This is a genomic window from Klebsiella sp. GL120222-02, assembly GCF_003097195.1.
GTDB classification, from domain to species: Bacteria; Pseudomonadota; Gammaproteobacteria; order Enterobacterales; family Enterobacteriaceae; genus Klebsiella; species Klebsiella variicola.
In genome coordinates, this window is record NZ_QEQO01000002.1 from 363,956 (window position 1) to 385,152 (window position 21,197).

Genomic DNA, 21,197 nt, shown 5'->3' on the forward strand with positions numbered 1-21,197 from the left:
AACAAAACGTAAGCAACGTTAAAAATGGGTGTTCTGTTGTCGACGGGTTTGGATAGAATCACCGTCTGGAGCGGCAGGGAAACAGCAGGAATCGGATAATGAAAGTGAAGGGAAAACGCAGGACAATCTGGTGGTTGTTAGCGATCGTTGTGCTGGGTCTGGCCGTCTGGGGATGGCGGATCCTGAATGCGCCGCTGCCGAACTACCAGACGCTGGTGGTGCGCAAAGGTGACCTCCAGCAGAGCGTGCTGGCCACCGGTAAGCTGGATGCCCTGCGGAAAGTTGACGTCGGCGCCCAGGTCAGCGGACAGCTGAAAACGCTGCACGTCAATATCGGCGATAAGGTCAAAAAGGACCAGTTGCTGGGGGTTATCGATCCGGAGCAGGCGCAAAACCAAATTAAAGAGGTTGAAGCGACGCTGATGGAACTGCGTGCCCAGCTCAATCAGGCGCGCGCGGAGAGCAAACTGGCGCAGGTGACTCTGGCCCGTCAGCAGCAGCTGGCGCAGCGCCAGCTGGTCTCGCGACAGGACCTTGATACCGCGGCCACCGATCTGGCGGTGAAACAAGCGCAGATCGGCACTATTGAAGCGCAAATTAAGCGTAACCAGGCGACGCTCGACACCGCGAAGACCAACCTCGACTACACGCGGATCCTGGCGCCGATGGCTGGCGAAGTGACGCAAATTACCACCCTGCAGGGACAGACGGTGATCGCCGCCCAGCAGGCGCCGAACATTCTGACGCTGGCGGATCTCAGCACTATGCTGGTCAAAGCGCAGGTCTCTGAAGCGGATGTCATCCACCTCAGACCGGGGCAAAAGGCGTGGTTTACCGTGCTGGGGGATCCGCTGACTCGCTATGAAGGCACGCTGAAAGACATTTTGCCGACGCCGGAAAAAGTCAATGACGCCATCTTCTACTATGCCCGCTTCGAGGTGCCGAATCCGCAGGGCATCCTGCGTCTCGACATGACCGCGCAGGTGCATATCCAGCTGGCCGAGGTGAAAAACGTGATTACCATCCCGCTGAGCGCCCTGGGTGACGCGGTGGGTGATAACCGCTATCACGTCCGGTTGTTGCGCACCGGCGAGGTAAAAGAGCGTGAGGTTGCCATTGGCGCCCGCAACGATACCGACGTCGCGGTGGTGCAGGGGCTGGATGAGGGAGATGAAGTGATCGTCGGCGAGAGCGCGAGCGGGGCGGCAAAATGACGGCGCTGCTTGAGCTGCGTGATATTCGTCGCAGCTACCCTTCCGGCGACGGCAGCGTTGAGGTACTGAAGGGGATCACCCTCAGCATCAATGCGGGGGAGATGGTGGCGATCGTGGGTGCCTCCGGCTCGGGCAAATCGACGCTGATGAATATTCTCGGCTGTCTCGACAAACCGACCAGCGGCACCTACCGGGTGGCGGGAACCGATATCGCGCAGTTGAATGGCGATGCGCTGGCTCGGCTGCGGCGGGAACACTTTGGTTTTATCTTTCAACGCTACCACTTGCTGTCACATCTTACCGCCGCGCAGAACGTTGAAGTGCCTGCGGTGTATGCCGGCAGCGAGCGACGGGCACGCCTGGCGCGCGCCCATGATCTGCTGGTGCGTCTGGGGCTTGGCGATCGGGCTGACTATCAGCCGTCGCAACTGTCCGGCGGCCAGCAGCAGCGGGTGAGTATCGCCCGTGCGCTGATGAACGGCGGGGAAGTGATTCTGGCGGATGAACCGACCGGCGCGCTGGACAGCCATTCCGGCGAAGAGGTGATGGCGATCCTGCATCAGCTCAAAGCTCAGGGCCATACGGTCATCATTGTCACCCACGATCCGCAGGTCGCGGCCCAGGCGGAACGGATCATTGAGATCCGCGATGGCGAGATCGTCCGCAATCCGCCCGGCAGCCGCCAGGGCGGTGGGCTGCGCGCCCGTCAGCAGCCGGAACCCTCGGCGTGGCGTCAGTTTACCAGTGGCTTTCGCGAAGCGCTGGTTATGGCGTGGCGGGCGATGGCGGCGAATAAAATGCGTACCCTGCTGACTATGCTCGGCATTATTATCGGCATTGCGTCGGTGGTATCGATCGTGGTGGTCGGTGATGCCGCCAAACAGATGGTGCTGGCGGATATTCGCGCCATCGGCACCAATACCATCGATGTCTATCCCGGAAAGGATTTTGGCGATGACGACCCGCGTTATCAGCAGGCGCTGAAGTATGACGATTTGCTGGCGATCCAGAAACAGCCATGGGTGCGTTCCGCCACGCCGGCGGTATCGAAAAGCCTGCGCCTGCGCGCCAACAATATTGACGTTGCCGCCAGCGCGGAGGGGGTCGGGCCGCAGTACTTTAATGTTTACGGCATGACCTTCAGCGAAGGCAATACCTTTAATGAACTGCAGCTCAACAGTCGGGCGCAGGTGGTAGTGCTCGACAGCAATACCCGTCGCCAGCTGTTTCCCAATAAAGCGAAAGTGGTGGGCGAGGTGATTCTGGTGGGCAATATGCCGGCCACGGTGATCGGCGTCGCGGATGAAAAACAGTCAATGTTTGGCAGCAGTAAAATTCTCCGCGTCTGGTTGCCTTACACCACCATGGCGGGAAGAGTGATGGGCCAGTCGTGGCTGAACTCCATTACGGTACGCGTTCATGAAGGTTATGACAGTGAAACCGCGGAGAAACAGCTGCTGCGTCTACTGGAGCTGCGGCATGGTAAAAAAGATGTATTCACCTGGAATATGGACAGCATCTTGAAAACCGCAGAAAGGACCACACATACCTTACAGCTGTTCCTGACATTGGTGGCGGTGATTGCCCTGGTGGTTGGCGGTATTGGTGTAATGAATATTATGCTGGTGTCGGTGACCGAACGGACGCGCGAAATCGGCATCCGCATGGCGGTTGGCGCGCGGGCCAGCGATGTACTGCAGCAGTTTCTCATCGAAGCGGTGCTGGTTTGCCTGGTCGGTGGCGCGCTGGGGGTCACGTTATCGCTGATGATCGCATTTATTCTGCAGCTGTTTCTGCCCGGCTGGGAGATCGGTTTTTCCCCGCTGGCTCTGCTAACGGCTTTTCTCTGTTCGACGTTGACCGGGGTGCTGTTTGGTTGGCTGCCAGCGCGCAACGCGGCACGGCTCGATCCGGTGGATGCGCTGGCACGCGAATAGAAATAAAAATGCCAGTCAGAAGGACTGGCATTTTATTAGCAGGATGTACACAATGAAGCAAAAGAGTTATGCAGCCGTTTCCGCTTCCACAGGGACGATCACGCTGGCGTGGTTGCCTTTTGGCCCCTGGTGAACATCAAACCGAACGGCTTGTCCGGCTTTTAGCGTTCTGTAACCATCCATCTGGATGGTGGAGTAATGGGCGAAAATGTCTTCGCCGCCGCCCTCAGGGCAGATAAAACCGAACCCTTTGGCATTGTTGAACCACTTAACAGTACCCATTTCCATACTTCGACATCCTTCGTAAATCTTTATAAGTAAGATGGAATGAACCGGTGGTGGAGTGACGAGTTGTTCAATTGCTCGCCAACTCTCGCCACTACAATTTAGAGAAATACGAAAACGCGTCAAGCGATTGAGGAGGGGGAACGGCGAAAAATGCGTCAAAATTTGAAGCAGTTAACGCTATTGCCGGGGAATGTGACAGCCGTCGCGGATAGAAGCGATAGATGATAGTTATCTATGATCTGTTGTAGATTTGTGATGAGCATAACCTCTGGTCATCGACAGGCCTCCGCCTGTTGGCAACAGCAACCGATGATGAACACTGACGATGAGTAAGAGAGATTGGCTGGACTTCGAGCACCTGGTTGACGACGAAGTTCGTGATGCGATTAAACCGCCATCTATGTATAAAGTGATATTGGTCAATGATGACTACACTCCAATGGAGTTTGTTATTGACGTGTTACAAAAATTCTTTTCTTATGATGTTGAACGTGCAACGCAACTGATGCTCACGGTTCACTATGAAGGTAAGGCGATTTGTGGCGTGTTTACCGCGGAAGTGGCGGAGACCAAAGTCGCTATGGTGAATCAGTACGCGAGGGAGAACGAGCATCCATTGCTGTGTACGCTGGAAAAAGCCTGAATACAGGCATGAAAATTGGGGGAGGTGCCTATGCTCAATCAAGAACTGGAACTCAGTTTAAATATGGCTTTCGCCAGAGCGCGCGAGCACCGTCATGAGTTTATGACCGTCGAGCACTTGCTGCTGGCTCTGCTAAGCAACCCCTCGGCCCGTGAGGCCCTGGAAGCGTGTTCAGTGGACCTGGTGGCATTGCGTCAGGAACTTGAAGCCTTCATCGAACAAACCACACCCGTCCTGCCAGCCACGGAAGAAGAGCGCGACACCCAGCCGACGCTGAGCTTCCAGCGTGTGCTGCAGCGCGCCGTCTTCCACGTGCAATCTTCTGGCCGCAGCGAAGTGACCGGCGCCAACGTACTGGTGGCCATTTTCAGCGAGCAGGAGTCGCAGGCCGCTTACCTGCTGCGTAAACATGAAGTCAGCCGACTCGATGTGGTGAACTTCATTTCTCATGGTACACGCAAAGACGAGCCGAGCCAGTCTTCCGATAACAGCGGAAGCCAGCCTGGCAATGAAGAGCAAGCCGGCGGGGAGGAACGTATGGAAAACTTCACCACCAACCTCAATCAGCTTGCTCGCGTCGGCGGCATTGATCCCCTGATCGGCCGTGAAAAAGAGCTGGAGCGTGCGATTCAGGTCCTGTGCCGTCGCCGTAAAAATAACCCATTGCTGGTGGGTGAATCCGGCGTCGGTAAAACTGCGATCGCCGAAGGCCTTGCCTGGCGCATTGTGCAGGGCGATGTGCCGGAAGTGATGGCCGACTGCACCATCTACTCGCTCGACATTGGCTCTTTGCTGGCAGGGACCAAATATCGTGGCGATTTTGAAAAACGCTTCAAAGCGTTGCTCAAACAGCTGGAGCAGGATACCAACAGCATCCTGTTTATTGATGAAATCCACACCATTATCGGTGCGGGGGCGGCTTCTGGCGGCCAGGTCGATGCGGCTAACCTGATTAAACCGCTGCTTTCCAGCGGCAAGATCCGGGTGATCGGCTCTACCACCTACCAGGAGTTCAGCAACATCTTTGAGAAAGATCGTGCGCTGGCCCGTCGTTTCCAGAAGATCGATATCACCGAACCGTCGGTGGAAGAGACGGTGCAGATTATCAACGGCCTGAAGCCGAAGTACGAAGCGCACCATGACGTGCGTTATACCGCTAAGGCGGTGCGTGCGGCGGTTGAGCTGGCGGTAAAATACATTAACGATCGTCATCTGCCGGATAAGGCAATTGACGTCATTGACGAAGCGGGCGCGCGGGCGCGCTTAATGCCGGTCAGCAAGCGTAAGAAAACGGTCAATGTGGCGGATATCGAGTCAGTGGTGGCGCGCATTGCGCGGATCCCTGAGAAGAGCGTCTCCCAGAGCGATCGCGATACGCTGAAAAACCTTGGCGACCGTCTGAAAATGCTGGTCTTCGGTCAGGATAAAGCCATTGAGGCGCTGACCGAAGCCATCAAAATGGCGCGCGCCGGGCTGGGCCATGAGCACAAGCCGGTTGGGTCATTCCTGTTCGCCGGGCCTACCGGGGTCGGGAAAACCGAAGTGACCGTGCAACTGGCGAAGGCGCTGGGTATTGAGCTGCTGCGTTTTGACATGTCCGAATATATGGAACGTCATACCGTCAGCCGTTTAATCGGGGCGCCTCCGGGCTACGTTGGCTTCGATCAGGGCGGGCTGCTGACCGATGCGGTGATTAAACATCCGCACGCAGTGCTGCTGCTTGATGAGATCGAAAAAGCGCATCCAGATGTGTTTAACCTGCTGCTGCAGGTGATGGATAACGGTACGCTGACCGATAACAACGGGCGTAAAGCGGACTTCCGCAACGTGGTGCTGGTGATGACCACTAACGCCGGGGTGCGGGAAACTGAGCGTAAATCGATTGGCCTTATTCAGCAGGACAACAGTCCGGATGCAATGGATGAGATTAAGAAGATCTTTACGCCGGAGTTCCGTAACCGCCTCGACAACATTATCTGGTTCGATCATCTCTCTACCACGGTGATCCATCAGGTTGTCGACAAGTTTATCGTCGAGCTGCAGGTCCAGCTGGACCAGAAAGGCGTCTCCCTGGAAGTCAGTCAGGAAGCGCGCGACTGGCTGGCGGAGAAAGGTTACGACCGGGCGATGGGGGCACGTCCAATGGGACGCGTCATTCAGGACAACCTGAAAAAGCCGCTGGCGAACGAGCTGCTGTTCGGCTCGCTGGTCGATGGTGGCCAGGTGACAGTGTCTCTGGACAGCGCGAAGAATGCGCTGACCTACGATTTCCAGAGCGCGCAGAAGCACAAACCGGAAGCCGCCCACTAAAGCGATGTCTTCAACGTAAAAACCGGCCCTGGGCCGGTTTTTTTTTGCCGGCGGCAGATATGAAAAGACCGGGAATTATCCCGGCCTTCAGCATCTGACGCCTTAAGGGCGAAAACAATCAGCGACTACGGAAGACAATGCGGCCTTTGCTCAGGTCGTACGGGGTCAGCTCAACAGTCACTTTGTCGCCCGTCAGAATGCGGATGTAGTTTTTACGCATTTTACCGGAAATATGCGCAGTTACCACGTGACCGTTTTCCAGTTCTACGCGGAACATAGTGTTAGGCAACGTTTCAAGTACGGTGCCCTGCATTTCAATATTGTCTTCTTTGGCCATCTAGTCCTCTGGGGTATCACTACCGTAGTTTTGAACCGGCAAGATAATGCCGAAGTTCATCATGTAAGTAAAGTTTTACGTATCTACCCTGAATCATTCGCCTTGCCGCAAGGTGCGCAGTCAGCACACCGGCAACGGATATATGACGGGTATGAATCGCCGAAGTAGTTTTGGCGCATTGCCCGGAACACACACGGCTATGCCGCGTGACAGGCGCAAACGTAAAGGGGAGTGACAGAACGATGGGCGTTATCTGACTCTTATTATTCCCAAACGGCGGCGGGGCAACAGGCAGAAGCTACTCTACCGCGCAATTATACCATCCTGACGCAAAATGTGCTGAAAACATTTTTATTGCGCGCCCGGAAATAGCACCCGCGGCACCCAAAATAGCTCGGGCAGGCGGTAGCCGCGTAATACTGACAGGTAGTCAAGATAATCGCGGCGGGGAATATCCACCGCGCCTAATGAGGCGGTATGGTTGTTCAGTACCTGGCAGTCGATTAATTTACCACCACTCTGCGTAAAAGCCTGACAGAATACCAGCAGCGCGGTTTTGGAGGCATTTTCTGCCCGGCTGAACATCGATTCGCCGCAAAACAGCGCCCCCTGCGCCACGCCGTACATTCCACCTACCAGCGTATTCTCTTGCCAGACTTCAATGGAATGGGCATGGCCCAGCTCATGGAGTTGGTGATAGGCGCGAACGATACTGCTGGTTATCCAGGTGCCTTCGTCACGATCGCTGGCGCAGCCTTCAATGACCTCACCAAAGGCATGATTCAGCGTGACGCGATAAGGCGAACGCTGATGAAAACGCTTCATGCTGCGGCTGAGATGAAACTGTTCCGGCCAGAGCACCGCCCGGGGATCGGGCGACCACCAGAGGATCGGGTCGCCAGGAGAAAACCATGGAAAAATACCGCGCTGATAGGCCATCAGCAGACGTGCCGGGCTCAGATCGCCGCCGAGCGCCAGCAGGCCGTTAGGTTCACGCAGGGCGCCTTCCGGGGAAGGGAAGGCGATAGAATGCCGGGAGAGCTGAACCAGACGCATTTTAACCTCAATACGCATCAGCAAAAATTAGATAATAGCCTACAGACGCTGTTTAAACTGGAAGTACCGGCCCTGTTTAGCGAGCAGATCCGCGTGACTACCTTGCTCAATTATCTGGCCGTTGTCCATGACTATTATCTGATTAAAACGCGCCAGGCCCCGCAGGCGGTGAGTCACCATCAGCACGGTTTTCTCGCGCATCACTTCCGCCAGAAGATGCAGGATCTGGCTTTCGGTGGCCGCATCCAGGCCTTCTGTCGGCTCATCGAGCAGCATCAGCGGCGCATCGTGGAGCAGTGCGCGGGCAATCGCCAGCCGGCGCAGTTCGCCGCCGGATAGCTGGCGCCCGCCTTCCCCCAGCCAGCTGTTCAGTCCGCCATCTTCCAGCAGTTTTTCCAGCCCCACTTTCTCGAGGGTCGCGCAGAGCGCGGTATCGTCAGCGTCTGGCGCCGCCAGCAGCAGGTTGTCGCGCAGCGTAGCGCTGAACAGGTGCACGCGCTGCGGCACCACGCTCATCGCCTGACGCAGGGTGGCTTCGCTGAGCTGGGACAGCGGCTGGTCGTTGAGCAAAATCTCTCCCTGCGTTGGATCCCAGGCCCGGGTGAGGAGTTGCAACAGCGTCGACTTTCCGCAGCCGGTCCGGCCAAGAATGGCGATGTGCTCTCCGGCGGCAATCTGCAGGGAGATATTCTCCAGGGCGGGGGAGGGTTGGTGCGGGTAGCGGAAGGTAACCTGGGTGAAGGTTAAGGCCACCTGCGCAGGCACGCTGGCTTCACCCTCGACGAAAGTGACCCCCGGCTGCTGGTCGGTGATCTGCGAGATCCGCCGTGCGGAGGCGATCACCTGACCTAAATGCTGGAAAGCGCCAGTGACTGGCGCCAGGGCTTCGAAGGCCGCCAGGGCGCAGAAAACAAACAGCGCGATCAGCGCCCCTGGCTGGCTGTTACCCCCGATGCCGGCGGACGCCAGCCAGAGCATGGCCACCACGGCGATGCCGCCGATTAATAGCATTACTGCCTGCGAAAGCGCGGTCAGCTCGGCCTGACGGCGCTGTGCGTCCTGCCAGCTGAGCTCGGTCTTTTCCATTTGCGCGCGGTAGCGGTCGCTGGCGTTAAACACCATCAGCTCTGCCTGGCCCTGCAGCCAGGCAGTGAGCTGTTGGCGATACTGGCCGCGCAACTGCGTCATACTTTCGCCGGCTGGTTTACCTGCGCGATAGAACAGCGGCGGCATAACCAGCAGGGTGACCAGCATGATGCCGCCGAGCGTCAGCGCAAGGGTAACGTCGAGCAGGCTTAATCCGCAGGTGACCACTACAATCACCACCAGCGCGCCGACCAGCGGTGAAATCACCCGCAGGTAGAGATGATCCAGGGTATCGACATCGGCCACCACCCGGTTGAGCAGTTCACCCTGGCGAAAGCGCGCCAGCCCCGCGGGAGAGAGGGGGAGTAGTTTGCTGAAGGTGAAGACGCGCAGGTGCTGCAGCACGCGGAAGGTCGCGTCATGACTGACCAGACGCTCGAAGTAGCGCCCGGCGGTACGGATAATCGCCGCGCCGCGGACGCCCGCGGCAGGCAGCATATAGTTAAAACTGTAGATCCCGGCGACACCCACCACCGCTGAGGCGGAGAGGAACCAGCCGGAGAGCGTCAGCAGGCCGATGCTGGCCAGCAGAGTCACGATGGCCAGCACGACGCCGAGCAGCAGCATCCATTTATGGCGTTTATAGAGCGCCAGATAGGGTAAAAGTGCGCGCATTTAAATCTCCTCCTGACGATGGGCCAGCAGCCCCGAGAAGACCCCACCGGCACGGGCCAGCGTGGCGTAGTCGCCTTGTTCGATAATCTGTCCGTCCTGCATGACCCAGACGGCATCCCAGTCAGCCAGTCCCTCGAGCTGGTGGGTGACCAGCAGCGTGGTTTGCTCGGTGGAGGCATGGGTCAGGGCCTGCATCACCCGTTGTTCGCTATGGGCGTCGAGGCTGGCGGCGGGTTCATCCAGCAACAGCAGGCGGCAGGGCACCAACAGCGCGCGAGCAACCGCGATACGCTGCGCCTGACCTACCGACAGACGACCCGCCTGATCGCCCACGGCGGTATGGATCCCGTCCGGCAACAGGGCGATAAACTCACTGACCCAGGCTTTATCCAGCGCCAGCCGAAGCTGGGCATCGCTGGCTTCGGGCCATGCCAGCAGCACATTCTCCCGCAGCGTGGCGGCAGGTAGTTGAGGATTCTGTCCCACCCAACTTAACAGGCGGCGCCAGCGATCGGCGTCCAGTTCGCGCAGCTCCGCGCCGTTGACCTTCAGCGAGCCCTCGTAGGGCAAGAAGCCAAGCAGTGTGTTCAGCAGTGAACTTTTCCCGGAGCCGCTCTGACCGACCAGCACAACGCGTGCGCCAGCAGGCAGTGAAAAGTTAAGCGGCCCGGCCAGGACTTTACCTTCCGGAGAGGTGATCACCAGATCGCGCGCTTCCACGCCAATCAGATCGTTATCGTTTAAGGTTTTCTCGCCGCGCTCCACCTGAGTCAATGGGGTTTCCATAAACGTTTTCAGGCTGTCTGCGGCGCCCACGGCCTGAGCTTTGGCATGGTAGAAGGTGCCCAGGTCACGTAACGGCTGGAAAAATTCCGGAGCGAGGATCAGCGTCAGGAAGCCTGCCATCAGCGTGACGCCCGCGCCATAGTGGCCGAAGTTCAGCTCGCCAAGGTAAGAGAAGCCAAAATAGACCGCCACCAGCGCAATGGAGAGGGAGGTGAAAAACTCCAGCACCCCGGAGGAGAGGAAGGCCAGACGCAGGACTTCCATGGTGCGTTGGCGAAAATCCTGCGAGGCGTCGCGAATATTATCGATTTCTGCCTGACCGCGGTGAAAAATACGCAGGGTTTCCATGCCGCGCAGGCGGTCGAGGAAATGGCCGCTCAGGCGGGCCAGCGCCTGGAAGTTACGCCGGTTGGCATCGGCGGCGCCCATCCCGACCAGCGCCATGAAAAGCGGGATCAGCGGGGCGGTGCCGAGGAGGATCAACGCGGCGGCCCAGTTAATCGGGAAAATAGTGATAACGATCAGCAGCGGTACGCAGGCCGCCAGCGTCATCTGGGGCAGGTAGCGCGCATAATAATCGTGCATATCATCGATCTGCTCAAGGATAAGCGTTGCCCAACTGCCGGCCGGTTTGCCCTGGATCCAGGCCGGGCCCGCCTGCTGGAGGCGGTCAAGAACCTGACGGCGAATTTCATAGCGGATATGCTGCCCGGCCTGAAAACCGACCCGCTCACGCAGCCAGACCACCCAGGCGCGCAGCACAAAGACCAGCACCAGCAGCGTCAGCGGCAGCAGCAGGGCGGTTGCCGGAATATTTTCCATCACCATTCGGTGCAGGATCCGCGCCAGGAACCAGGCCTGCGCGACGATCAGCAGACCGCTTGCCACGCCAAGCAGGCGGGAAATCATCAACCAGCGACGGGAGATAATACTTTGCTGTTTTAACCAGCGGGTTAACTCTTGTTGACGGGTTTTATTCATTGCGCGCTTTGCAGGTATCGTTATGGGAATATTGGGCACGGCAATGTTACATCGCGGCAAAAATAAAGGCGACTTTTCGTCGCCTTCTTTACCTTTGTTACTGACTTGTAAAGATTATTTGCAAGCGTCGGCCAAACCGTCCAGGTAACGCTCGGCGTCCAGCGCCGCCATGCAGCCGGTGCCAGCGGAGGTGATCGCCTGACGATAGATATGGTCCATGACATCGCCAGCGGCAAATACGCCCGGGATACTGGTTTGCGTGGCGTTGCCGTGGATCCCGGACTGCACTTTGATATAGCCGTTTTCCAGTTCCAGCTGACCTTCAAAGATGGCAGTGTTCGGGCTGTGGCCAATGGCAACGAACAAGCCTGCCACTTCCAGAGACTCGACATTGTCGCTGTTTTTAGTATCGCGCAGGCGCAGGCCGCTGACGCCCATCTGGTCGCCGGTCACCTCTTCGAGGGTGCGGTCGGTATGCAGCACGATGTTGCCGCTCGCCACTTTATCCATCAGACGTTTGATGAGGATTTTTTCCGCGCGGAAGGCGTCGCGACGGTGGATCAGATGCACCTCAGAGGCAATATTGGACAGATACAGAGCCTCTTCAACCGCGGTGTTACCGCCGCCGATCACCGCCACTTTCTGATTGCGATAGAAGAATCCGTCACAGGTGGCGCAAGCTGAAACGCCACGGCCTTTAAACGCCTCTTCCGATGGCAGACCGAGGTAGCGCGCCGATGCGCCGGTGGCAATGATCAGCGCATCACAGGTGTACTCACCGCTATCGCCTGTCAGACGGAACGGACGGTTTTGCAGATCGACGCGGCTGATGTGGTCGAAAATAATTTCCGTTTCAAATTTCGCGGCATGTTCGTGCATGCGCTCCATCAGCAGCGGGCCGGTGAGATCGTTAGGATCGCCCGGCCAGTTTTCCACTTCCGTCGTGGTGGTCAGCTGACCGCCTTTTTCCATCCCGGTGATCAGCACCGGCTGCAGGTTGGCGCGTGCGGCATAGACCGCCGCGGTGTATCCCGCAGGTCCAGAACCAAGGATAAGCAGTTTACTGTGTTTGGCTGTGCCCATGAGATCCCCATAATAATTGGCATACATTGGGCAGAGATTGTAGGGAATTTGTTGACGTAAAAAAAGAGCGCAGCGATTTTGTTAACGATGTGTGCAATAGAAGCGACCGATGAATTGGCGATTTTACCGGCAAAGAATATAACTATTTCTACTGTCAGCGGGACAATTATAAGACGAAAAAATGAGAATCAACCAGGGGGGATGATGAATATCTGGCATCTTGTACTAAAAATCGATGTTTTGCTTTGACAATCCCCTGTGCTTTTGCGAAAACATTCATGGAAGAAGAAAAGCAGTATTTAGCGTGCGGCGAATTTTCATGCACGCAAATGCCATTTTTATCCGGGTTAACGAAATCTACGCATGGTGTGGACAGACGCCATGCGTGATGTCGGTGACTGCCGTCAGGCAACGGGCTTCTCACGTACCCCTGGGTTACCCATTGTCGTACGGGTAATAACAGGATGGGCTCTGGCAGTGAAGGCACAGAGCCGGAACAGGAGTAGGGAAGGAATACAGAGAGACAATAATAATGGTAGATAGCAAGAAGCGCCCTGGCAAAGATCTCGACCGCATTGATCGTAACATCCTGAATGAATTGCAAAAAGATGGGCGAATTTCTAACGTCGAGCTTTCTAAACGGGTGGGACTTTCTCCGACGCCTTGCCTTGAGCGCGTGCGTCGTCTTGAAAGACAGGGTTTTATTCAGGGCTATACGGCGCTGCTCAACCCGCATTATCTGGATGCATCACTTCTGGTATTTGTTGAGATTACTCTGAATCGTGGCGCACCGGATGTGTTTGAGCAATTTAACGCCGCAGTGCAAAAACTTGAAGAAATTCAAGAGTGTCATCTGGTTTCCGGTGATTTCGACTACCTGTTGAAAACCCGCGTACCGGATATGTCAGCGTATCGTAAATTACTGGGCGAGACCTTGCTGCGCCTGCCGGGCGTAAACGACACCCGTACCTACGTGGTGATGGAAGAAGTCAAGCAAAGTAATCGTCTGGTTATTAAGACGCGCTAACACGGAACAGGTGCAAAATCGACGTAGTTTGATTACACTCCTGTTAATCCATACAGCAACAGTGCCGGGGAGACCCGGCGCTGTTGTCCGTTTTAGCAGCAGGCAGGAAACAGCCTGATACCTGGAGAGCCTTTCTTGAGCCAGGAATACACCGAAGACAAAGAAGTCAAACTAACCAAACTCAGCAGCGGGCGCCGACTCCTTGAGGCGATGCTCATCCTTTGCTCCCTCTTCGCCATCTGGCTGATGGCGGCACTACTGAGCTTTAACCCCTCGGATCCAAGCTGGTCGCAGACGGCGTGGCATGAGCCTATTCATAATTTAGGCGGCGCCCCCGGTGCGTGGCTTGCCGATACCCTCTTTTTCATTTTTGGCGTCATGGCCTACACCATCCCGGTCATCATTATTGGCGGATGCTGGTTTGCCTGGCGGCATCAGGAAAACGACGAATACATTGATTATTTCGCCGTTTCCCTGCGCCTCATTGGCGCGTTAGCCCTGATCCTGACCTCCTGTGGTCTGGCAGCCATTAACGCCGATGATATCTGGTACTTTGCCTCGGGCGGAGTGATCGGCAGCCTGCTGAGCACCACGCTGCAACCGCTGCTGCACAGCAGCGGCGGCACCATCGCCCTGTTATGCATCTGGGCGGCCGGCCTGACGCTGTTCACCGGTTGGTCGTGGGTCAGCATTGCGGAAAAACTGGGCGGCGGCATCCTGTCGGTACTCACCTTTGCCAGCAACCGTACCCGTCGCGATGATACCTGGGTCGATGAAGGCGAATACGAAGACGACGATGAAGAGTACGACGACGAAGAGGCGGCAACCCCTCAGGAGTCGCGTCGTGCCCGTATTTTACGCAGCGCGTTGGCGCGACGTAAGCGTCTGGCCGAGAAGTTTACCAACCCCATGGGGCGTAAAACCGACGCGGCGCTTTTCTCCGGCAAACGGATGGATGACGGTGAAGAGGCGGTGCAATACAGCGCCAGCGGTGCGCCTGTCGCCGCCGACGATGTCCTGTTTTCCGGCGCCAGCGCCGCGCGCCCTGGAGATTTCGACCCTTACGATCCGTTGCTGAATGGTCATAGTATCGCTGAGCCCGTGGGTGCAGCGGCGGCGGCCACTGCCGCGCCACAGGCGTGGGCTGAATCCGCGGCTGGCCATCAGGGCGCTGCGCCTGCTTATCAGCCGGAAGCGGGTTACCCGCCGCAGGCGTACCAGCCAGAGCCGGCGCCGTATCAGCAGTCGGTTTACGATCCGCATGCTGGTCAGCCGGCGCCGTATCAGCAGCCGGCTTATGCTTCGCATGCTGCTCAGCCTGCGCCGCAGGCGTATCAGCCAGAGCCGGCGCCGTATCAGCAGCCGACTTACGATCCGTATGCCGCTCAGCCTGCGCCGCAAGGGTATCAGCCAGAGCCGGCGCCGTATCAGCAGCCGACTTACGATCCGCATGCCGCTCAGCCGGCGCCGCAAGCGTATCAGCCAGAGCCGGCGCCGTATCAGCAGCCGACTTACGATCCGCATGCCGCTCAGCCTGCGCCGCAGGCGTATCAGCCGCAAAGCGCGCCAGTGCCGTCACCGGAGCCAGAACCAGAGGTTGCGCCGGAAGAGGTGAAACGTCCACCGCTATATTACTTCGAAGAAGTCGAAGAGAAGCGGGCACGTGAACGCGAGCTGCTGGCCTCCTGGTATCAGCCAATTCCGGAGCCGGAAAGTCCGATTGCCACTAAACCGCTGACGCCGCCAGCCTCCTCGTCTAAACCGCCAGTGGAGACAACCGTGGTCTCTGCGGTCGCGGCAGGGGTGCATCAGGCAACGGCCGCCAGCGGCGGCGCGGCGGCGGCAACCTCGGCGACGGCCGCATCCGCTGCGGCTGCGCCATTGTTCAGCCCGGCATCCAGCGGACCGCGGGTCCAGGTGAAAGAAGGTATTGGTCCAAAACTACCGCGACCAAACCGCGTTCGTGTCCCGACGCGTCGGGAGCTGGCCTCTTACGGCATCAAGCTACCGTCGCAACGGGAGGCGGAACAGCGTGCGCGGCAGGCGGAGCGCGACCCCCATTATGACGATGAGCTGCTCTCGGATGAGGAAGCGGATGCTATGGAGCAGGATGAACTGGCTCGCCAGTTCGCCGCCACCCAGCAGCAGCGCTATGGCCATCGCTGGGAAGACGATAACGCGACTGATGACGATGACGCCGACACTGCGGCGGAAGCGGAGCTGGCGCGCCAGTTTGCCGCCACCCAGCAGCAGCGCTACTCCGCTGAGCAGCCGCCGGGCGCTAATCCGTTCTCGCCGGCGGATTATGAATTCTCGCCGATGAAAACGCTTGTCAATGAGGGGCCGAGCGAGCCGCTGTTTACGCCGACGCCGGAAGTCCAGCCGCAACAACCGGCCCCGCACTATCAACAACCGGCCGCCGCTCCGCAGCAGGGTTATCAACCTGCGCAGCACCAGCCGGTACACCCTCAGCCAGTGCCGCCGCAGCCTTACCAGACTGCACCGCAGCCCGTGCAGCAGCAACAGCCGGTTGTCCCGCAGGGGCAGCCTGCCGCGCCCGCGCCGCAGGAGAGCCTGATCCACCCGCTGCTGATGCGCAATGGCGATAGCCGTCCGCTGCAAAGACCGACCACGCCGTTGCCGTCGCTGGATCTGTTAACCCCACCACCCAGTGAAGTCGAGCCGGTGGATACCTTTGCTCTCGAGCAGATGGCGCGACTGGTGGAAGCACGTCTGGCCGATTTCCGCATTAAAGCGGATGTGGTGAACTACTCGCCGGGGCCGGTGATCACCCGCTTCGAACTGAATCTGGCGCCTGGCGTCAAAGCGGCGCGAATCTCTAACCTGTCACGCGATCTGGCGCGTTCACTGTCGACGGTTGCCGTGCGCGTGGTGGAAGTGATCCCGGGTAAACCGTATGTCGGTCTTGAGCTGCCGAATAAAAAGCGTCAGACCGTCTATCTGCGTGAAGTGCTCGACAACGCCAAGTTCCGCGATAACCCATCGCCGCTGACCGTGGTGCTGGGTAAAGATATCGCTGGCGACCCGGTGGTAGCCGACCTGGCGAAAATGCCGCACCTGCTGGTTGCCGGTACTACCGGTTCCGGTAAGTCAGTCGGTGTGAACGCCATGATCCTCAGCATGCTCTACAAAGCGCAGCCGGAAGATGTGCGTTTCATCATGATCGACCCGAAAATGCTCGAGCTGTCGGTCTACGAAGGTATTCCGCATCTGCTGACGGAAGTGGTCACCGACATGAAAGACGCCGCCAATGCGCTGCGCTGGAGCGTCAACGAGATGGAGCGCCGCTACAAGCTGATGTCAGCGCTGGGCGTGCGTAACCTGGCGGGCTATAACGAGAAGATCGCCGAGGCCGCGCGCATGGGGCGTCCGATTCCGGATCCGTACTGGAAGCCGGGCGACAGCATGGATGCCGTACATCCGGTGCTGGAAAAACTGCCGTATATCGTGGTGCTGGTGGACGAGTTCGCCGACCTGATGATGACCGTCGGCAAGAAGGTGGAAGAGCTGATTGCCCGTCTGGCGCAAAAAGCGCGTGCGGCAGGGATCCACCTGGTGCTGGCGACGCAGCGTCCGTCGGTAGATGTTATTACCGGCCTGATTAAGGCCAACATTCCGACGCGCATCGCCTTTACCGTGTCGAGTAAAATTGACTCGCGTACCATTCTCGATCAGGGCGGCGCGGAATCGCTGCTGGGTATGGGGGATATGCTTTACTCCGGACCGAACTCTACCACGCCGGTGCGCGTCCACGGGGCATTTGTACGCGACCAGGAAGTCCACGCTGTGGTTCAGGACTGGAAAGCCCGCGGCCGTCCGCAGTACGTCGATGGTATTACCTCCGACAGCGAAAGCGAAGGCGGCGGCGGTGGTTTCGACGGTGGTGAAGAGCTGGACCCGCTGTTCGATCAAGCGGTCAGTTTTGTGACTGAGAAGCGCAAAGCGTCGATTTCCGGGGTCCAGCGTCAGTTCCGCATTGGCTATAACCGTGCAGCACGCATTATCGAACAGATGGAAGCGCAGGGGATCGTCAGCGAACAGGGCCATAACGGTAACCGCGAAGTGCTGGCGCCGCCGCCCTTTGAATGAGTGCAAAGTTGGGTAAATAAGCGCAAAATCAGCCAATTCTTCTGTTCCGCCGCCGTCGGCGGTCCTACATTAGGGACAGAAGAGGCTCCCGCGTCGGGAGTGACGCACATTAAGGAATAACAATGAAAAAACTCGCAATCACCTGTGCATTACTGTCTGGTATGGTCGTCAGCCAGGTCTGGGCAGATGCGGCCAGTGACTTAAAAAGCCGTCTTGATAAAGTGAGCAGTTTCCATGCCAGCTTCACGCAGAAAGTCACCGACGGCAGCGGTAACGCCGTCCAGGACGGACAGGGCGACCTGTGGGTAAAACGTCCGAACCTGTTTAACTGGCATATGACCCAGCCAGATGAAAGCGTTCTTGTCTCGGATGGCAAAACGCTGTGGTTCTACAACCCGTTCGTTGAGCAGGCTACGGCGACCTGGCTGAAAGATGCTACCAGCAACACGCCGTTTATGCTGATTGCCCGCAACCAGTCCAGTGACTGGCAGCAGTACAATATCAAACAAAACGGCGATGATTTTGTGCTGACGCCGAAAAGCGGCAGCGGTAACCTGAAGCAGTTCACGATCAACGTCGGTCGGGACGGCACCATCCATCAGTTCAGCGCCGTCGAGCAGGATGACCAGCGCAGCAGCTATCAGCTGAAGTCGCAGCAGAACGGCGCCGTCGACGCATCTAAGTTCACCTTTACGCCGCCGAAAGGGGTGACGGTGGACGATCAACGTAAGTAGAGGCGAAAGTGAGCAATCTGTCGCTCGATTTTTCCGACAACGCGTTTCAACCTCTGGCCGCTCGCATGCGGCCAGAAAATTTAGCGCAGTATATTGGCCAGCAGCATCTGCTGGCGCCGGGTAAACCCCTGCCGCGGGCGATTGAAGCCGGGCATCTGCATTCAATGATCCTCTGGGGGCCGCCGGGCACCGGCAAGACCACCCTCGCGGAAGTGATTGCCCGCTACGCCAGCGCCGATGTCGAACGGATCTCGGCGGTGACCTCAGGGGTGAAAGAGATTCGCGAGGCTATTGAGCGCGCGAGGCAAAATCGCAACGCCGGCCGGCGGACCATCCTGTTTGTTGACGAAGTGCATCGCTTTAATAAAAGCCAGCAGGATGCCTTTCTGCCCCATATTGAAGACGGCACCATCACTTTTATTGGCGCGACCACCGAAAACCCCTCCTTTGAGCTTAATTCAGCGCTGCTCTCCCGCGCCCGCGTCTACTTACTGAAATCGCTGACCACCGACGATATCGAGCGGGTGCTTGACCAGGCGATGAACGATAAGTCCCGCGGCTACGGCGGGCAGGATATTATTCTGCCGGAAGAGACCCGCAAGGCCATCGCCGAACTGGTGAACGGCGACGCGAGGCGGGCGCTGAATACCCTGGAAATGATGGCTGATATGGCCGAGAGCGATGACTCGGGCAAGCGGGTGCTGAAGGCGGAACTGCTGACCGAGATCGCTGGCGAGCGCAGCGCGCGCTTTGATAACAAAGGCGACCGGTTCTACGATTTGATTTCTGCTCTGCATAAGTCGGTGCGCGGTAGCGCGCCGGATGCGGCACTTTACTGGTATGCGCGGATCATCACCGCCGGCGGCGATCCGCTGTACGTTGCCCGCCGCTGTCTGGCGATAGCCTCGGAAGATGTCGGCAACGCCGACCCACGGGCGATGCAGGTCGCCATTTCGGCGTGGGATTGCTTTACCCGCGTCGGGCCGGCGGAAGGCGAACGGGCGATTGCCCAGGCCATTGTCTATCTGGCCTGCGCGCCGAAAAGCAACGCCGTCTATACCGCCTTTAAAGCGGCGCTGTCCGACGCGCGGGATCGTCCTGACTACGACGTTCCGGTGCATCTGCGCAATGCGCCGACGAAGCTGATGAAAGAGATGGGTTACGGACAGGAGTATCGTTACGCTCATGACGAACCCAACGCCTACGCCGCCGGCGAGCAGTACTTCCCGCAGGAAATGGCGCAAACGCGCTATTATCACCCGACAAACCGGGGGCTTGAGGGCAAAATTGGCGAAAAGCTCGCCTGGCTCGCTGAACAGGATCAAAATAGCCCGATAAAACGCTACCGCTAATTGAGGCGTTGCGGTAAGGTTATTACTCTATTTCCGTGGTCGTAGTCTGCGGCCACTTTTCTTTATTTAATTCGATAAGCACAGGATAAGCATGCTCGATCCCAATCTGCTGCGTACCGAGCCAGACGCAGTCGCAGAAAAACTGGCACGCCGGGGCTTTAAGCTGGATGTAGATAAACTTCGCGCGCTTGAAGAGCGTCGTAAAGTTCTGCAGGTGCAAACGGAAAACCTGCAGGCGGAGCGTAACTCCCGATCGAAATCCATTGGCCAGGCGAAAGCGCGCGGGGAAGACATCGAGCCATTACGCCTGGAAGTGAACAAACTCGGCGAACAGTTGGATGCTGCAAAGTCCGAGCTGGAAACGCTGCTGGCGGAAATTCGCGATATCGCGCTGGCGATCCCGAATATTCCTCATGATGATGTGCCGGTTGGCCGTGACGAAAACGACAACGTTGAAGTCAGCCGCTGGGGCACGCCGCGCCAGTTCGATTTTGAAGTGCGCGATCACGTGACGCTGGGGGAAATGCACGGGGGGCTGGATTTTGCCGCCGCCGTTAAGCTGACTGGTTCGCGTTTTGTGGTGATGAAAGGCCAGCTGGCCCGTCTGCACCGCGCCCTGGCGCAGTTCATGCTGGATCTGCACACCGAACAGCATGGCTATAGCGAAAACTATGTCCCGTACCTGGTGAACCAGGACACGCTGTATGGCACCGGCCAGTTGCCGAAATTCGCTGGCGACCTGTTCCATACTCGTCCGCTGGAAGAAGAAGCCGACAGCAGCAACTACGCGCTGATCCCGACGGCGGAAGTGCCGCTGACCAACCTGGTACGCGATGAAATCATCGACGAAGACGACCTGCCGATCAAAATGACCGCCCATACGCCGTGCTTCCGCTCTGAAGCCGGTTCCTATGGTCGCGACACCCGCGGTCTGATCCGCATGCACCAGTTCGACAAAGTTGAAATGGTGCAGATCGTGCGTCCGGAAGACTCCATGGCCGCGCTGGAAGAGATGACCGGTCACGCCGAGAAAGTGCTGCAGCTGCTGGGTCTGCCGTACCGTAAGGTCGCGCTGTGCACCGGCGATATGGGCTTCAGCGCCTGCAAAACCTACGACCTGGAAGTGTGGGTTCCGGCGCAGAACACCTACCGTGAAATCTCTTCCTGCTCTAACGTCTGGGATTTCCAGGCGCGTCGTATGCAGGCCCGCTGCCGCAGCAAGTCCGACAAGAAGACTCGCCTCGTTCATACTCTGAATGGTTCTGGTCTGGCGGTAGGTCGTACCCTGGTGGCGCTGATGGAAAACTATCAGCAGGCCGATGGCCGTATTGAGATCCCGGAAATTCTGCGCCCGTATATGCGTGGCCTCGAATATATCGGGTAATTTTTTCTTCCTCTCTTTTAAAAGCGCCTGCGGGCGCTTTTTTTACGCCCTTATTGATACCGGGCAATAATCCATTCTACGAATGCAGTGATACTCCCTTTGGATTAAATCAGCATAAAAAACCAATAATATTTCAAAGCAATATATATATGACTATATAGCGCTTGTCAGTTTATTGTGAGCAACCAAAGCGA

General features: G+C 57.8%; 15 protein-coding genes. 9 read left to right on the forward strand and 6 right to left on the reverse strand.

Annotation, left to right across the window (positions count from 1 at the left end):
* The first annotated feature begins 98 nt into the window (after window positions 1–98).
* Complete coding sequence (macA, locus tag N438_RS07055) at window positions 99–1,214, forward strand: macrolide transporter subunit MacA (protein WP_008805838.1); 1,116 nt, start codon at window positions 99–101, stop codon at window positions 1,212–1,214.
* Entirely contained in the window at window positions 1,211–3,151 is a 1,941-nt protein-coding gene (gene macB / locus N438_RS07060; protein WP_008805839.1) for a macrolide ABC transporter ATP-binding protein/permease MacB, read from the forward strand. Before macA ends, macB begins: the two co-directional genes overlap by 4 nt.
* 66 nt (window positions 3,152–3,217) lie before the next feature.
* Here macB and cspD read toward each other — a convergent pair whose 3' ends face one another.
* Window positions 3,218–3,439, reverse strand: a complete 222-nt coding sequence (gene cspD / locus N438_RS07065; protein WP_002896516.1) for a cold shock-like protein CspD — start codon at window positions 3,437–3,439, stop codon at window positions 3,218–3,220.
* 325 nt (window positions 3,440–3,764) lie between these two features.
* Between cspD and clpS the strand changes: the two genes are divergently transcribed.
* Both clpS and clpA read left to right on the forward strand, forming a co-directional pair.
* Entirely contained in the window at window positions 3,765–4,082 is a 318-nt protein-coding gene (gene clpS / locus N438_RS07070; RefSeq protein ID WP_002896520.1) for an ATP-dependent Clp protease adapter ClpS, read from the forward strand.
* Between the two features lie 30 nt (window positions 4,083–4,112).
* Window positions 4,113–6,392: an ATP-dependent Clp protease ATP-binding subunit ClpA gene (gene clpA / locus N438_RS07075; protein WP_012542332.1), complete on the forward strand. Its 2,280-nt coding sequence runs from the start codon at window positions 4,113–4,115 to the stop codon at window positions 6,390–6,392.
* A gap of 118 nt (window positions 6,393–6,510) precedes the next feature.
* Here the strand turns inward: clpA and infA are convergent, their stop codons facing one another.
* From infA to trxB, 5 genes are all read right to left on the reverse strand, one after another.
* Window positions 6,511–6,729, reverse strand: coding sequence for a translation initiation factor IF-1 (gene infA, locus N438_RS07080; protein WP_001040187.1), 219 nt, complete (start codon window positions 6,727–6,729; stop codon window positions 6,511–6,513).
* Window positions 6,730–7,080: 351 nt separating this feature from the next.
* Complete coding sequence (gene aat, locus N438_RS07085; RefSeq protein WP_008805841.1) at window positions 7,081–7,785, reverse strand: leucyl/phenylalanyl-tRNA--protein transferase; 705 nt, start codon at window positions 7,783–7,785, stop codon at window positions 7,081–7,083.
* 39 nt (window positions 7,786–7,824) lie between these two features.
* The gene (gene cydC / locus N438_RS07090) at window positions 7,825–9,546 is read right to left on the reverse strand and encodes a cysteine/glutathione ABC transporter ATP-binding protein/permease CydC (protein ID WP_116696197.1); all 1,722 of its coding nucleotides are present in this window, start codon (window positions 9,544–9,546) and stop codon (window positions 7,825–7,827) included.
* A complete protein-coding gene (gene cydD / locus N438_RS07095; protein WP_116696198.1) occupies window positions 9,547–11,313 on the reverse strand; it encodes a cysteine/glutathione ABC transporter permease/ATP-binding protein CydD in 1,767 nt (588 codons plus the stop codon). It lies immediately after the preceding gene.
* A gap of 114 nt (window positions 11,314–11,427) precedes the next feature.
* The gene (trxB, locus tag N438_RS07100) at window positions 11,428–12,396 is read right to left on the reverse strand and encodes a thioredoxin-disulfide reductase (protein WP_012542328.1); all 969 of its coding nucleotides are present in this window, start codon (window positions 12,394–12,396) and stop codon (window positions 11,428–11,430) included.
* A 532-nt stretch (window positions 12,397–12,928) separates the two neighbouring features.
* On the opposite strand from trxB, the gene lrp reads away from it, so the two are divergent.
* From lrp to serS, 5 genes are all read left to right on the forward strand, one after another.
* A complete protein-coding gene (gene lrp, locus N438_RS07105) occupies window positions 12,929–13,423 on the forward strand; it encodes a leucine-responsive transcriptional regulator Lrp (protein ID WP_000228469.1) in 495 nt (164 codons plus the stop codon).
* 135 nt (window positions 13,424–13,558) lie between these two features.
* Window positions 13,559–17,533 (forward strand): DNA translocase FtsK, encoded by a 3,975-nt coding sequence (ftsK, locus tag N438_RS07110; protein ID WP_116696199.1) that lies wholly within the window; start codon window positions 13,559–13,561, stop codon window positions 17,531–17,533.
* Window positions 17,534–17,655: 122 nt separating this feature from the next.
* Window positions 17,656–18,267, forward strand: coding sequence for an outer membrane lipoprotein chaperone LolA (lolA, locus tag N438_RS07115; protein WP_004201368.1), 612 nt, complete (start codon window positions 17,656–17,658; stop codon window positions 18,265–18,267).
* Window positions 18,268–18,275: 8 nt separating this feature from the next.
* Window positions 18,276–19,619 carry a replication-associated recombination protein RarA gene (gene rarA / locus N438_RS07120; RefSeq protein ID WP_012542326.1) on the forward strand — a complete coding sequence of 448 codons (1,344 nt, stop codon included), beginning with the start codon at window positions 18,276–18,278 and terminating at the stop codon, window positions 19,617–19,619.
* A gap of 91 nt (window positions 19,620–19,710) precedes the next feature.
* The gene (serS, locus tag N438_RS07125) at window positions 19,711–21,003 is read left to right on the forward strand and encodes a serine--tRNA ligase (protein WP_008805848.1); all 1,293 of its coding nucleotides are present in this window, start codon (window positions 19,711–19,713) and stop codon (window positions 21,001–21,003) included.
* Window positions 21,004–21,197: the final 194 nt, after the last annotated feature.